General features: G+C 43.3%; 16 protein-coding genes. 11 read left to right on the top strand and 5 right to left on the bottom strand.

Features of this window, described 5'->3' with window-relative positions; translation table 11 throughout:
- Nucleotides 1-229 precede the first annotated feature (229 nt).
- Both MKY92_RS21805 and MKY92_RS21800 read left to right on the top strand, forming a co-directional pair.
- Nucleotides 230-589, top strand: coding sequence for a hypothetical protein (locus MKY92_RS21805; RefSeq protein ID WP_339297591.1), 360 nt, complete (start codon nt 230-232; stop codon nt 587-589).
- A 32-nt stretch (nt 590-621) separates the two neighbouring features.
- Nucleotides 622-1,731 (top strand): exosporium glycoprotein BclB-related protein, encoded by a 1,110-nt coding sequence (locus MKY92_RS21800; RefSeq protein ID WP_339297590.1) that lies wholly within the window; start codon nt 622-624, stop codon nt 1,729-1,731.
- Between the two features lie 372 nt (nt 1,732-2,103).
- Here the strand turns inward: MKY92_RS21800 and MKY92_RS21795 are convergent, their stop codons facing one another.
- Nucleotides 2,104-2,457, bottom strand: a complete 354-nt coding sequence (locus MKY92_RS21795) for a DoxX family protein (RefSeq protein ID WP_339297589.1) — start codon at nt 2,455-2,457, stop codon at nt 2,104-2,106.
- Nucleotides 2,458-2,596: 139 nt separating this feature from the next.
- Here MKY92_RS21795 and MKY92_RS21790 point away from each other — a divergent pair, with 139 nt between their 5' ends.
- Together MKY92_RS21790 and MKY92_RS21785 are read left to right on the top strand one after the other, a co-directional pair.
- A complete protein-coding gene (locus tag MKY92_RS21790) occupies nt 2,597-2,983 on the top strand; it encodes a helix-turn-helix domain-containing protein (RefSeq protein WP_339297588.1) in 387 nt (128 codons plus the stop codon).
- Between the two features lie 20 nt (nt 2,984-3,003).
- Nucleotides 3,004-4,044, top strand: a complete 1,041-nt coding sequence (locus tag MKY92_RS21785; RefSeq protein ID WP_339297587.1) for an FAD-dependent oxidoreductase — start codon at nt 3,004-3,006, stop codon at nt 4,042-4,044.
- Between the two features lie 158 nt (nt 4,045-4,202).
- Here the strand turns inward: MKY92_RS21785 and MKY92_RS21780 are convergent, their stop codons facing one another.
- The 3 genes from MKY92_RS21780 to MKY92_RS21770 form a co-directional block, all read right to left on the bottom strand.
- The gene (locus MKY92_RS21780) at nt 4,203-5,003 is read right to left on the bottom strand and encodes an ankyrin repeat domain-containing protein (RefSeq protein WP_339297585.1); all 801 of its coding nucleotides are present in this window, start codon (nt 5,001-5,003) and stop codon (nt 4,203-4,205) included.
- Between the two features lie 67 nt (nt 5,004-5,070).
- Entirely contained in the window at nt 5,071-6,051 is a 981-nt protein-coding gene (locus tag MKY92_RS21775) for a phosphotransferase (protein WP_339297584.1), read from the bottom strand.
- Between the two features lie 251 nt (nt 6,052-6,302).
- Nucleotides 6,303-7,076 carry an SDR family NAD(P)-dependent oxidoreductase gene (locus tag MKY92_RS21770; protein WP_339297583.1) on the bottom strand — a complete coding sequence of 258 codons (774 nt, stop codon included), beginning with the start codon at nt 7,074-7,076 and terminating at the stop codon, nt 6,303-6,305.
- Nucleotides 7,077-7,203: 127 nt separating this feature from the next.
- Here MKY92_RS21770 and MKY92_RS21765 point away from each other — a divergent pair, with 127 nt between their 5' ends.
- A complete protein-coding gene (locus MKY92_RS21765; protein WP_339297582.1) occupies nt 7,204-8,031 on the top strand; it encodes a helix-turn-helix transcriptional regulator in 828 nt (275 codons plus the stop codon).
- Between the two features lie 50 nt (nt 8,032-8,081).
- A complete protein-coding gene (locus MKY92_RS21760) occupies nt 8,082-8,669 on the top strand; it encodes a DUF1629 domain-containing protein (RefSeq protein WP_339297581.1) in 588 nt (195 codons plus the stop codon).
- 157 nt (nt 8,670-8,826) lie between these two features.
- Here the strand turns inward: MKY92_RS21760 and MKY92_RS21755 are convergent, their stop codons facing one another.
- A complete protein-coding gene (locus MKY92_RS21755; protein ID WP_339297580.1) occupies nt 8,827-9,405 on the bottom strand; it encodes a TetR/AcrR family transcriptional regulator in 579 nt (192 codons plus the stop codon).
- A gap of 133 nt (nt 9,406-9,538) precedes the next feature.
- Between MKY92_RS21755 and MKY92_RS21750 the strand changes: the two genes are divergently transcribed.
- From MKY92_RS21750 to MKY92_RS21730, 5 genes are all read left to right on the top strand, one after another.
- Nucleotides 9,539-10,447, top strand: coding sequence for a CPBP family intramembrane glutamic endopeptidase (locus MKY92_RS21750; RefSeq protein WP_339297579.1), 909 nt, complete (start codon nt 9,539-9,541; stop codon nt 10,445-10,447).
- Between the two features lie 563 nt (nt 10,448-11,010).
- A complete protein-coding gene (locus tag MKY92_RS21745) occupies nt 11,011-12,570 on the top strand; it encodes an acetamidase/formamidase family protein (RefSeq protein ID WP_339297578.1) in 1,560 nt (519 codons plus the stop codon).
- Between the two features lie 522 nt (nt 12,571-13,092).
- Nucleotides 13,093-13,710: a DUF2975 domain-containing protein gene (locus MKY92_RS21740; RefSeq protein WP_339297577.1), complete on the top strand. Its 618-nt coding sequence runs from the start codon at nt 13,093-13,095 to the stop codon at nt 13,708-13,710.
- 18 nt (nt 13,711-13,728) lie between these two features.
- On the top strand, nt 13,729-13,959 hold the full coding sequence (locus MKY92_RS21735; protein ID WP_339236349.1) for a helix-turn-helix transcriptional regulator: 231 nt from the start codon (nt 13,729-13,731) through the stop codon (nt 13,957-13,959).
- 352 nt (nt 13,960-14,311) lie between these two features.
- Nucleotides 14,312-14,995 carry a hypothetical protein gene (locus tag MKY92_RS21730; protein WP_339297576.1) on the top strand — a complete coding sequence of 228 codons (684 nt, stop codon included), beginning with the start codon at nt 14,312-14,314 and terminating at the stop codon, nt 14,993-14,995.
- The last annotated feature ends 20 nt before the right edge of the window (nt 14,996-15,015 follow it).

Below are 15,015 nucleotides of genomic sequence, written 5' to 3'. Positions count from 1 at the left end.
TACTCTTACTTGCTGACCAACTTTGACTTTGTATAATTTCTTCTCTTTGTTGTACATATCCCAGTTTTTGTATAGCTAAAACCCTGCGCGTAAAAGGTTCTTAAATGATAGTGGTGGATTGCCCCCTGTGTTTTGTCCACACCGTTGGTTGAGTGTTTGAATATTACTATCTAGTGAGCTTATGCCAAATACTGCTAGAGTCAGAGGTTCATAAAGGTGGGATGGGAAAATGGCTATTTTGTCAACTGGGCCGATTGAAAACAATCCGGTTTCCGGGGTTAGACCGACTCAACAGGTAACGATTAGATTGGTAAGTCGAGCTGAGGTGGATTCTGTAACAGTATCCATTCAGGGGTATGTGCTAAGCACAACAAGAACGTTGTATGTGAGTGAAGTAATCAGTATTTCCCCTAATGAAGCAGTAACCAGAAATTATTTTGCAGATTTAGACGCTTTTGAGTTTGTTTTTGGAACAGATGTGGAAGGCGTGGAGGAAGTAGGGATTTCAGTGTGGGGCAAACAAGCCTCTGGACAATTGGTTGATGCACACCGTGTTGTAGAGCACGAAAAATCGGTCAAGAACAGCTAAAAGATAAATCTACTCAAAAAGGAGATGCAGCGATGAGCTTTTTATCAACAGGGCCGATTGAAAATAATGCTGTTAGCGGTGTAAGACCGACTCAGACAGTTACTGTCAGAATTGATAACCGCAGTGATGTGAGTAACTCAACCGTACAAATACAAGGGTATTACATGGAAAGTGGAATAAGAATACTGTATGTCAGTGAGTCTTTTGACATCTTACCCAATCAAGTAATAACCAACAACTATTATGCTAATTTTGATGCCTTCGAGTTTACTTTTTCAACACCATCGGTGGTTAATCATCCTGTTCAAGTATCCCTATGGGGTAAGAGCAGCACGGGCGCTTTGGTAACAGCCCATCGTTTGGTTTCTTCCGAATTGCTGGGCGAAACCCCAAGCATCACGGGGGTCACAGGTGCAACCGGAGCAACGGGAGCGACAGGCACGGCAGGAACAACCGGAGTAACGGGAGCAACAGGCACGGCAGGTACAACTGGAGTAACCGGAGCGACAGGTACAGCAGGTGCAACCGGAGCAACAGGCACAGCAGGGACAACGGGAGTGACGGGAGCAACAGGCACGGCAGGAACAACCGGAACAACCGGGGCTACGGGTGCGACAGGTTCCGGAACAATTATTCCTTATGCATCAGGACTTCCGGTTGCGTTGACTACAGTTTTGGGTGGACTTTTGAATACTTCCAGTTTAGTTGGTTTTGGCAACAGTGCTACCGGAGTAAGTGTTAACGGAGGAATTATTGATCTCACAGGGGCTGCAGGCACATTGCTTAACTTTGCTTTCTCGGCATCACGTGCAGGAACAATTACTTCACTGGCCGCTTATTTCAGCACGACAGCCGGACTTAGTTTGGTTGGATCTACAGTAACCATAACTGCACAATTATTCCGTTCCACTACACCTAATAACTCCTTTACAGCTGTTCCGGGTGCATTGGTAACCTTGGCTCCTCCTCTGACCGGCGTTTTGGCACTGGGCACAATATCCAGCGGAGTGACTATAGGACTGAGTATTCCGGTATCTGCCGGTGACCGCCTGCTTATGGTGTTCTCAGCATCAGTAACAGCCGGAATTGATGTGGCTACATCCATAGCCGGATATGCAAGCGGAGGCCTTACCATCACTTAACGGAAAATGGGCTATATAACAAGTTCATGAACAGGGACCCCTTGCGATCATGATGAGTGGTCCCTGTCTATGTGTGTGCTTTTGTTTTCAAACTCTCTTCAAATGAAAGGTAAGAACTACACAAAAAATAAAAGGGCGAGGATTGCTCCTCGCCTCGTACATACCGTGGTCTACTCAATTTCACTCTGTTTTGGTCAGGGTGTCTACGACAAATTTAAGCTGTGCTTCCAACGAAATCGGGTCACTAAACACGAAGCCACGGCTTTCCTCGGTGAGGTTATCCCAGATAGGACCTTCAAAAACGGAATCCCCACTCTCATCCCCTGTCCATCCACTTTTGAGGTTTTTTTGGATTTGTACTTCCCCGTTTCCTTATAGTCTTCCAAAGGCTATGATCAATGCCAGAACTATAAAAAAGATATTTACGCCGAGCTCCCAATACTCTTTACGCCGAATATGAAACAGCATTCCAAGCAGTGTTACCACTGCCAAAGCGATTGCGACGATCGGCGTAAGCACCGAAGTGATGTTCAGCGCCCAAGGCAAAACTAGGCCAAGCGCTCCTAGTAGCTCTAGGATTCCGATCAGAACAACTAGACTTATTGGCACATCATTGACCCAGGCCCAGGTCTTTTTTGACGACTCGATACGAATGGTTTTCATCCATCCCGAATATACGAAACCTAGCGCCAATATGATTTGTACGATCCATAACGTTACATTCATCTTTTCTTATCCCTCACTTGCTCGATTTTAATATCTGCCTCTATACTAAAGTGAGAAGGCCCAATCTGGAAGTAGGCACTTAAACCTAACCAGGTAACCAAAAGTATACCCGGGTATGGTCAGAAAGTGAGGGATAAGAATGACGGTATATTGCAAATTCGGAACGGCTTTGGATATCCTCACGGGTAAATGGAAATCTTTGATTCTTCTACGCCTGCTGAGCAATGGTACAATGCGGTTCAGCGAAATACAAAAAGCCATTCCAGATATTTCGAAAAAGATGCTGACCCAGCAGTTAAAAGAACTGGAGTATCACGATATTGTGCATCGGGAAGTGTATCCTCAAATTCCGCCTAAGGTCGAATACTCGATTACGGAGTACGGACAGCTCATGAAACCTGTGCTCCAGACAATGAGCGACTGGGGAGCTGGCCATATGCAGCATATGGAGAAGCTGTACAGCGAAGAAGACGAAAAAGGAGCACACCCATCCGAACCTCGGAAAATCGATTCCTTGGGGGGATAGGGTGACAAGGGAGAGTTATTTTGAATAAACAAAAAATTGTGATCATTGGTGCAGGGATTGTTGGGGCGTGTATGGCCTATCATCTAGCCAAACGAAATCAAGATGTAACTGTTATTGAACGCCACTCAGCCGCGGCGCGTGAAGTCACGGAAAAATCATTTGCCTGGATACACACGACGCATAGAGTGGCTCCTGAATACTGGCATTTGTACGATGCAGCTGTCGAAGAATATCACACACTTCAGCAAGAGTTGACCGAACTGAAAATTCATTGGCATGGAGCGCTAACTTGGGATATTCCGCCTCTAAGGGAGCAACACAACTCTCAAAAATTAAACCGGGAGCAGCTTGAGGCATTGGAGCCCAATCTGAAGGAATACCCGGATGAAGCCATGTTTGTCAGCAAAGAAGGTGCGGTGGACCCTATAGCGGTAACGGAGCTGTTGTTGAGCAAAGCGCAAGAGTACGGAGCAAAGATTCAGTTCGACACCAACGTTACACAGCTGAAGCAAGAGGGTTCCCGTCTGGTTGGTGTTCATACGTCCAAGGGTTTTGTGGAGTCGGATGTTGTGGTATTGGCCGCAGGAACAGGTACACCCGAACTTTGTAACCCGTTAGGTTGTCACGTGCCGGTAACTTCGTCACCTTCGATTTTGATTCGGATGAAAACTGCTAATAAACTGATACACACATTAATCTCCAATGCGCAATTTGAAGCGCGTCAACTGACAGATTATACGCTGCTGGCTGCGGAAGATTATATCGACGAGTCGGATGAAAACGGACCACAGGCGGTCGGTAAGCGAGCTTACGACACATTGCGTCGCAGTCTCAAGCACGGTAATCAACTGGAACTGGAGAGCATAAAAGTTGGATGGAGACCCATGCCTGAAGACGGTTATCCGATTGTGGGCTTCCATGATCACATGAATGGACTTTATCTGACGCTAATGCATTCTGCAATTACGCTGGCGCCGCTGATTGCGAATCTGGCTGCAAGTGAAATTATTGATGGCAAATCAAGCAATGAATTAGACCCTTGTCGCCTCTCACGGTTTTAGAATCACCACACAACGAAAAGTACATCGCTCAAGTGGCGATGTACTTCAAATACATTCTGTATATTTGTTGGAGACTTCTACACTTCCCCAGTAGCCACCGGATTCTCCTCATAACTGTATTCGTAGCCACTGGCGATTGGGAATTCCATGCTAGCTATTCATCTACCTGTGTGAATCTCGCTAGCGGATTTGGCACCTTGACTTTCAAGCCACGGGATCAGTTCAGCTGAAAGATTGCGTTTTGCTGTGTCCAGTGGAGTCGTTCCATCCCAGGTGGCTATCCAGTTCAGTTCGGCGCCTTGGTCAAGCAGGCATTCGGCTGTTTCTCTTTGACCACCATGGCAAGCACACCAGAAGGCAACGATTACTGCATCGGGAGGAGAAGGGGAGGTGCTGGTTCCCCAAGGATAACGTTCCGGGAGTTTGGCTCCTTTAAAATGTTCTTGTACGGCGTGAATGTCTCCAAGGGCTGCCGCATGCCAAAGGGCAAAGATCGCGCCGCGCTCAACCAAGCGCCGTGCTGCATCCCACTGTGCAAAAGCAATAGCATCGTCCAGCGGCGTGCCACAGGCGATCACCGCGCCAGGTGCTTCAATGTCTGCGCCAGCATCAAGAAGGGCATCGAGCACTTGAACATCATTGGAGCTTGCAGCCCAATGCAAAGGTGTTTCAATATTTGGACCGACAAAGGGAGCGTTCACTTCCGCACCGAACTTGGTCAACACTCGCACGGTATCCGCTCCATTAGGGAAGTGCCCCGGCCAATCTGTCACCACGTGCAGCAGCGTTCGAGAGATATTAGAGTCTGCATCTACGTTGTCAGGCTTTCTTTCCAATATTTTTATCTTTGCCAATCCCGGATTCTCTGCCAGTAGTTGCTGTAACGATAGAATATCTCCAGTGTGAATGGCTTGAATAACGTTCACTGCAATTCTTTCATCTTCGTAAACAAATTCCATGCTCAAATCTCCCTCCAGGATCGTATCCATATTCATGGTCTTATCACAGTTTGATTAAGAAGCATAATTAAACTTTTCGGGTAAGCATCTGAACTGCGCATCTGGCATGATACTCCGCGAGACCTCTAGCGAATTTCTGATCGGGGAATTGTCTGTGAAGCAGTTTCAACCCTCCTGATACCAAAGATAAATGATGGCAAAATCGATAAAATGTCATCCGCTCCGGGTCGAGATCGTTATTTTTTAAGTAATGATAAAAGTCTCCAAATCGAAACTCCAGAAAGCTATGCTCATGTTCGAGATCGAAGAATCCTGCGCCCTCAATATCAATAAGGCATGGTTGCATAGCATGATCTATCCATATATGATCCGGCCCTAGCTCTCCATGAATGAAACTATAGAGGTCTCTGGGCTGAATTGCTGCTTCCAATTCGGATAGTTTCTCAAGCAGCCTTTCTTCATTTTTTCTAATATCGGTCATGTGCCTGGATGCATAGGATAAGGCTGTTTCCGCATCCAACCGCTGAACTTTGTAGCAAGGTTCGGCCTTTTTTCTGTTATCGTTGGCATTTCCATAAACATTTCTTTGGATGTTATGCATATGAGACAACATATTCTTGATCCGTTGAAACAACTCATCCCGATCTTTGTGATTTTTATGCTGGAAATAGGCTTCGGCCTTCTGTCCATTCACATACTCCACAAGAGCAAAATCATAAGCGTGCCGGTCTCTATCGTTATTTAGATGATACAAGGAAGGTGTTCGAATTCCATGTTGTGCGAGAAAGCGAGTATTTAATGAGAAGCGTTCGCTACCATATGAACTATGGAAAGTGGGTTCATTCACGATCTCTTCCTGAAAATAGTTGCTGGAAATATCCCAAACGTACAACAGGCAAGTGAACCCATTTTTGAAGTCCATTTTGTAAATGACTTTTTGTGCGCCTCCATGAACTCTTGCGCTCTGTGTTATGAGATAACCGGCACCAAACACATTGTACACATAATCCTGCAATTCTTCACGCGTAAGATGGTTGTTGGAAATCATTGATTTATGCTCCGTTTCATCTGTATTTTGCCGGCCAGCAATCTAAATATATAGAACATTTTTCCAAAAATATAGACTGTTTCTTTTCGATCTGTTAAAGTGTTGATTAAGGTCTGTATATTCATATGTATATCAAAGCAAGGGGCAGGGTACTCATGTTCATGAGTAACCCGGCCCCTATTTTGCATTTTGCATGCAAGTTAACACTGTTTTGACATCAACTTAGACACTTCGAATGTAGCCACCGAATTCTATACACTAAGTCCACCATCTACAGGCAAAACGACTCCGGTAACAAAAGAGGAATAATCACTAAGCAACCAAGCGGCTGCGTTAGCGATCTCAGCAGGTTCAGCCGGACGCCTGAGAGGTGTCTTAGCACTAATTTGTTCAACAATGTCAGGGTTAATAGAAACCCATTGCTGAATCATATCCGTCATTGTGGTTCCCGGAGCAATGGCATTAACACGGATACCTGCTGGCCCATATTCGACCGCAGCCGTTTGAGTTAGACTGTTTACCGCTCGTTTAGATGCCCCGTAAGCTCCCAATCCCGGATTCCCCTTTAGACTACCCACGCTGCTGGTGTTAACAATAGAACCTGACCCTGAAGTCTCCATCATAGCTTTAATCTGGGCTTTCATGCATAGCCAGACTCCTTTATAATTTACGGACTGAATCAGGTCGAAATCTTCTTCTCTTTCATCCACCAGCGATGATACCGTGACTCCGATGCCTGCATTATTAAAAGCAGCATCCAGACGGCCATATCGTTCCACTGTAGCCTTAACAGCTTCTTCAACGTTGCTTACATCTGACAGATCGGCTGTAAAATATGCTGCATCTCCGCCCGACGTCACAATTTCATCCCTGACCTTGCGCAACTCAGTCTCTGTTCTTGCGACGAGCATCACAGAAGCTCCTTGTTGTGCAAACAGCCTTGCTGCTTCAGCTCCAATGCCTCGCCCCGCACCTGTAATCATCACTATCTTGCTCGCCAACATTTGTCCTGCAATGGTTGTCATATTCATTCTCCTTGCCTGGAATTGTTGATCTCATCAACTGGCTTAAGTATACTTTGACTATTAAATGGTCACGAGAACCTGCTTGATGGTGGGTTTACGAGTGATAGGATAAGGGGGGAGCTTTTACTTGAACGACAGTGAGCGCCGTTTAGCGCTAGGTAATTTCTTAAGAGATTTACGCTCCTCTCTATCTCCCCTTGATGTCGGCCTTTTGCCTGGGAATCGTCGTCGCACACGAGGTTTGCGGCGAGAGGAAGTCGCCGGGATCGCGAATATAGGACTTTCATGGTATACACGCCTTGAGCAAGGTCGTGATATCCGTCCATCGGTAGGTGTGCTGGAAAGCTTGGCTTCGGCGCTCAAGCTGACACCCAATGAGCGCAGACATCTCTTTCTGCTTGCTGGAGAATCATTGCCTCCTCAATCGACTATTATGGAAGAGAAAATCAGCCCATCCATTCAGGACATGCTGAATGAATTGAATCCGAATCCGGCCTATGTCATCGGGAAAAAGTGGGATTTTCTTGCTTGGAATAAAGCGGCAGATGCTGTATTTACGATCAATAGGCTATCACCTCCGCATGATTATAATTTGATATGGCGCCAATTTACGGATCCTGAGTGGAAAGAGGGATCGGAGGATTGGGAAAGTGTCTCACAGAGAATGATTGCCGAGTTTAGAACGTCAAGAGCACGCTATCTTAACGATGATTCATTCGACAAGTTAATCGAAGATCTGAAGAGGACAAGTGCTGATTTTACAAGGATGTGGCAGTATCATGAAGTGCCAAGCTCCCTTGACGGTTACAAGAGGCTTTTGCACCCTACTTTTGGAGTTATTGAATTTGAGCATGTCACCCTTCAATTTCCCAATGAACCAGATCAGCGAATCATGATTTATATGCCTCATCCAGAAACAAAATCCCTTTTACAGCATTACTTTACGAACGAGTAGACAAGCGTAAAAATTTGAAAAGACTTCATTCGGAATGGAGACATCGTTATTTGAACTATTATTTTCTGGAATCTCAATATACGCGTAGAGGGTTTATTAGTGGTGGAACGACTTTTACTCCCCAATTAGAGATGAATTATGTGGCGGTAGAGAATCCGTTGCCAGAGGGGACAACCGCAGAGGTTGAGTTACTGTCCTCGGTGCGCAATCTGAATGTGGATTATTTTGAGACGATCACAGGAACAAGACATGTATCAGATCGTTTTAAAATGCTGTTGGAGGAAGCCAATACAACCGCACAGTTTATTCCGACAACGGTATGTTACCACGACGGTCGTATGGTGGAAGAGACCTATTGGACTGCACATCAGCTGGATCGTTTGGATGTTTTCGATTATGAACGTTCCGAATATGGGCGCAAAGCAGTCATTGCTGCATCTGTAGAACAGCCTCCACGTAAGATCGTCAAAGTTGTATCTCGAATCTGCCTTCATGAAGAGCGAATTGGTGAGCATGAATTTTTTATGCTGGATTATATCAATATCTTCAAACCCATTGTTTCAAAAGACTTTTACGAAGTATGTCGAAAACATAAGCTGAATCTAAACGTTACAGAAGTCGGAGAGATAAGCTCCTGAAATGCATGGATATGCATGCATAGAAAGCACAAAGAGCCCGCGTCAGGCGCGGGTTCTTAATCTTTATTTTTCCCCGGTAGCCACCCTGCTGCAGATTGGATTCTGCTGGGCTTTGGCAAGCTAACTTAACTCCCCGATCTATGTGTCATGCTTTCCTTCAACGTATAATCCAATGGATGTAGTCTTGTATCATTTCTTTGCTTCGTGTTCGATTTATTTTATCCGGCTCTAAATACAAATTGAGAGCCATCCCATTCATAAAGGCATACAGTTTTTCCTGTTCCTTCTCTTCATCGGTAGTGCGCAGAAGACCTTCATTTTTCAAGTACGTAATGCAGTTCCTTATTGCGTTTTGCAGGTCCTCATAGTTGGCATCGAACCCTTTTTGCGTTTTTCCATAACTAACAAATGCAAACCAAACCTCCATTTCCAATAATGTTTGTTCATCCGTAGGCACTAGCTCGAGCAAGTATTCAACAATTCTTTCTTGAGGCGCTAGTTCTTTTGCATTCAGATTCTTTAGCCGAGTAAGTACCTTTTCTTTAACTAACTCCATTGCAAATGCTAGCAGGCTCTCTTGTTTGGAAAAATAATGTCTTAAGGCTCCTTGTGATAATCCGGCTTCCTTCGCAATTGTTCTTGACGTTGCATGATGAATGCCTTGCTCACTAATGATTTTCCAAGTTGCTTCAGCAATAATATTTTTCATTTTCTCATGGTCCACGATTTTTGGCATACACACAGAATATCATATTATTTAACTCAACTGAAATAAATAGACGAAGAAGATGGGATGTGCTAGAGTTTATTTAACTCAACTGAATTAAAAAAGAGGCAAAGCAACATACCACTCAAGGAGGGTAATTGGAATGAATCAGCAATTCAAAATAATGTTTCCAGGATGGGGAAAGGCAATCGGCTTATTGTGCATGATAATTATATTTGCTGCTGTATTATGGTTGGTATGGACCGGAAACTTGAATATAAGGTACACAGCCGACCGTGAGGAAGTGATTCCAATATGGCATAGTATATTGCCGGCATTCTTTGGCATTTTCCTAATCCGTATGATTCCTTATGAAAGTCAAAGTCAAGATCCCTCGTCTTATCAACAAATGGAGAAAAATCACTTGGTCGTTCAATCGATTGTATTATTGCTGTCAGGCGTTTTATTTACGGTTTCTCTGATAACGATAGACCCGCAAGGATTACATTTTCAGCTATATTATTTGGCATTCAAGTTGACGACACTATTGTTCATTCCGTTGATTTTATTGCTGATTTATCGCAAAATAACTGGCGGGCAACAAGACATGATCTCGAAAAAGCCTCGCTCTCGCGGACACGTCATTGCACCACTGATCGTTATTGTGGTCTGGTGTTATCTAAAGTTCTATTCCCCAATTGCACAACCAGAAGGAGCAATCGAAGCAACCAATATGTCAGAATTACTTTTCTTGGTGTTGATCGGTTTTATGATCAATAGCGTATTGGAGGAAGTTTTTTATCGAGTGTGGCTGCAAACGCGGTTGGAGACTTTGCTTGGAAGATGGCCCGCCATATTACTAGTTTCAATACTATGGTCCATCTGGCATGTCGCCATTCAAGGAAGTGGTCAGTGGGATATGGATGTGGCAACTGTGATTGCAAATCATGGGGTTACGGGTCTCTTTCTTGGTTATCTATGGTCCCGCTATCGCAAAGTATGGGTGATTATCCTGATTCATGGACTCCTAAATGCTTCTCCTTACTTTCTGTTGCAGATCTTGTTTCATTGAGCGGGAAATAAAGGTTCCCCTGAAATAAAGTGAACTACGATTGTTAGTGATCAGCAGCGCCTGAAGTCTCCTTCAACGGAGGCTTTTGGTTTTAGCGGCTTGGTCCCGCCTTATGTTGAATAATCAGTGATTCGGCGTCAATCCCGTAAGATCGAAAAAACGGTCACTGTACCCCTCTCTCCAGTCCTCAGGAACATCTTCGGAATAAAACCAGAAGCGAAGCAGTCGCCGCTCAGAATTTTGAAGGATTTCAACAGAAAACAAAATACGGCCAACCACCGCATTCCCTCATAACTGATCTAATTGCTCCAACTTACTTCATTTTGTGTGTTCAGGTCTCTGAAGAATTTTCATCAACTTTAGGTCATGTATTTACTTTATATATTCTTTATATGTTAGGTATATTAACTCAGGTTTGTGTTTTTATAACTTTTTTCTTGGATTCTAGCTTTTGTTGTTATTTTTGTTAACAATAAAATATTGTTGTAAATACATTTATATGTTATCGTTTATGTATGTTAGATAATGTCACACGACGTTACATATCGTAGAGGGGGAGCGAGATGTTTATTAACCGAACGATTAGGAGATTGGGAGTTTCAGTAGGGATTCTGAGTATGTTTGCATTTGTTATACCTTCAGTGGGCTTTAGTATGCCGTTGCAACCAACAACCCTGGATAAGGTAGAAGGTGATTATTATGTAACATCTGCGATTGAGAACATTCGCTGGGGCTCACTGCCTAATCGAGACAGCTCTCCGATTCTTACTGTACCATCAGGAAGTGCTGTAACATTTGACACGGTATCGCATGAGGGACTGATGGAGGATCAAGGGAGAAATCCAGTGGAGTACTTCGGCAAATTCGGTATCTCATCCGATGGAGTCTTGGATGATGCAAAGGCAATTACAGCTTCTGGCATTAAGCATGATTTTGTAAAAGACGGACCTCATATTATCACTGGGCCAGTAGCGGTTGAGGGAGCGGAGCCAGGAGATGTTCTTAAAGTAGAAGTCCTTTCGTTGCAAACTCGAGTTCCATATGGTGTCATTTCTAACCGCCATGGGAAAGGTGCCCTTCCTAACGAATTTCCAGAAAATACAGGCCCACAAGAGGGAGCCAGCGCAACAAAACCGGAATTATATAATAATGTCTCTATATTTACGCCGATTGAAGAGATCAACGGCAATTGGTATGGGGTATTACCAACAAAAGCTGGCAAAAATGTACGTTTCCCCATTAACCCGTTTCTAGGTGTGATGGGGGTTGCGCCAAATACCAGCGAGGTTGTGAGTTCCATCCCACCTATTGAAACAGGAGGCAATATGGACATTAATGAGTTGGGTGTTGGTGCAACTATTTATTATCCGATCCAAGTTAAAGGCGGGCTATTCTATACTGGAGATCCGCACTTTGCTCAAGGAGATGGAGAAGTAGCGTTGACTGCATTGGAAGCTTCCTTGAGGGGAACAGTTCGGTTAACGGTATTAAAGAAAGGTGATCCATCACTACCACACAGCGGAGAATTCAAGCAACCCTTTGCTGAAACAGAGGATTATTGGATTCCCATTGGACTGGACCCTGATCTGGATGAAGCTATGAAAGAATCAGTACGTGAATCGATTCAATTTTTATCCGATAAGCTTGAAATGGATAGAAGTGTAGCTTATGCGTACCTGTCGGCCGCAACGGATTACGAAGTATCTCAGGTCGTGGACCGAACAAAAGGCATTCATGGACTCATTCGAAAGACCGATTTCCTTGAATATGTTGACGTTGCCATGAATGTAGGTGGTACGACAATCAAACCGGTTGTTCATAATGATGAGTTCTATGTACCGATTCGAACCATTTCTGAGCTATTGGGCGGCACAGTAGAATGGGATCATAAGACGCGTACCACGCAAATCAATTTAGGCACGAAAAATATAAGTGCTCAAATTGGTTCAGATGTGTATTCAATCAACGATAAACTGGTGTTCAATCGTAACGTACCAAAGCTTTTAAATGGCGAAACTGTCGTTCCGGTTGCTGTTATTAATGAAATACTAGGTGCTTATGTAAACTGGACGACGATCGACAAGACGTTAACAGCAAATGTATCTTTAAGTAAAAAGCAATAATAGATTTCATATTCAATCGTGGTGGACGGACGTCCATCACGGTTTTTTCTGTTATCATAAATCCAAACATAGAAAAATACATCGCCGGGGCAGATAAGCCACCTGGCGATGTATTCAACATCGATATACTGCTATACGTCTTTGTGCTCTTCCGCATCACCTATAGCCACCGGATTCTCCTCATAACTAATCCAGTCGCTCCAGCTGTTTATTATGCTACAAATCACTTCCAGAGGAGTTGTTAGGGGGAGATATAAATGGATTTACAACTGGTTGGGTTTAGAACCAATCTGCCTCCTCAGATAATTCCCTCAGCTCCCAAAACCGTCGGTCATTACATCGGGGAGACTTCTAGCTTTTCCTTCTTGTTCGTTCAAAGTCGTGCTAGCAAGTTGATTATTATCAAACAGTTTTGAACCGCTCTTTGATAAAAAAATTAATGTTTATCATTAAATAGTTATTGTTTTTCGTGAACTTATCATTTAGTATATATTGTAAGTTGACAAGAAAAGGAGATTGCGTATGAACGGAATTGAATTTAAAGCCAAACCTGGACTCAAAAGAATGCACATTGCACTTATGATCGGATACTGGGGAGGAATCGGGCTGCTCATTGCGTTGGTCTGTTTCAAACTCTGGATTGGATTAAAACCTCAGGAACTGTTTTCTGTAGAAAAAGGAATCGCGCACTGGTTCTTTTCAATACCTTTATCGGATACGCTGACGAATAGCGTTATGGTGCCTTTCACTTATTTTCAACCGATCAATCCCGGTATGTTCGATGCCAAGACTGCATATCTGGTCGTCAGTTTGACCAACACTACGCTTATCTTCATTACTTACATCTACTCAATTGGCCAGATTCGCAATATAATAGGTAGCATACTAAGCGGAAGCAGCCCGTTTAATCAGGCGAATGCCACCCGTCTGAAAAAGCTGGGAATCGTCGTTATCCTGTTTTCTTTGCTGGCGAAGCTCGTGCTCAACATTCTGATCTGCCTGTTCGTTACTCGTATCTTCTCAATTAATCTGGGCGGGATCTCTGTAATCGGAATTATCATCGGCATACTAGTGCTGTTCGTCTCCGAGATTTTCAAATATGGCGTTCTTCTGCAGGAAGAGCACGATTCGACTTTATAAGAATGGAGATTGATGACAGTGCCGATTATTATACGTCTCGACCGAGTTCTGGCCGACAAAAAAATGAAATTAAATGATCTGGCAGATAAGGTTGGGATCTCAAATGTCAATCTGTCCAATCTGAAAACGGGGAAAGTGAAGGCGATCCGCTTCTCTACCTTGGAAGCTATCTGCGAAATCTTAGACTGTCAGCCGGGAGACATTATGGAATTTGTTCCGAATGATAGCGACAGCCGTGAAATGGATTGAGAGTGCCTCTCATCCTTTAAATGTTTCGGAATATCTCAGAACACTAATGTACCGAAGGTAAACCACCCAACCTAACACAAAGAACCCGCGCTTTGCGCGGGCTTTTTATCACTTGTACTATACGTTATTCTTCCCCCGTAGCCACCGGATTCTCATCATAACTAATCCAGTCGCTCCAACTTACTTCATTGTGTTTGTTCAGATCTCTGAAGATCATCAAGTTTAGGAAATGTATTTACGTTTTACACACTTTTTATATGTTATGTATGTTAACGCTATTGCAATTTTATTTAAGTGGCTCATACAATAACTGGAGGCATTCAACAATTAATAGTTTACTGGAGGAAATACAATGAAACGTGTATATCTTTTATACTTATTAGTTATTGTGTTTACTCTTAGTGCATGTCAAGAGACTGAACGTAATAAAGAGATAAATAAAAAATCAACTGCGGTTTCGGTAGGCGACAACCATACCGAAAATGATAAGGTTTCAGATAGCTTATCGAGTGTGAAAGAATCTAATGATTCATCTAACTTTTTAACTATAGAACAAAATAATCTGTCAACATTGGATTTCGAGAAAGCATATAAATTATGTACAGAGGCTTTATCAGGATATTATAAGTCCATCTGGAACGGAATTCAGATGGATGTTAGCAAATATATCGATAACCAAAATCTTAGACAGTACACAGAAAAAAAGATCACCTCGCAACATAATTTGTTTCTCAAAAATAATCTTACCTCTAATCAAATAAAAGAGATTAAGATAAGTGCTGAAAAAGTAGATTATATTGAAGGGGAAAACAATTCATTTTATCTAAAATTAAATGCACGTATTACGAAGGATGTAGGTACCTATGCTGAACCTACTGAATTTTTAGTGCGAAATCTGAATGGGAAATTAGTGATTGTGGACTGGTATACATCTGGAAAGGATAGTTACGATTCCACTATTCGAGGGGAAAATCAAAATATAAATAATCCATATATATGGAACGAAAGAGAATGGGTAGATAAAATTAAACAGTGAATAATACTCATCTATTATTA

The organism is Paenibacillus sp. FSL R5-0623 (assembly GCF_037974265.1).
Classification (GTDB): domain Bacteria; phylum Bacillota; class Bacilli; order Paenibacillales; family Paenibacillaceae; genus Paenibacillus.
Note: the sequence above shows the minus strand (reverse complement) of the source record. Positions and strands in the feature narration are given on the sequence as shown.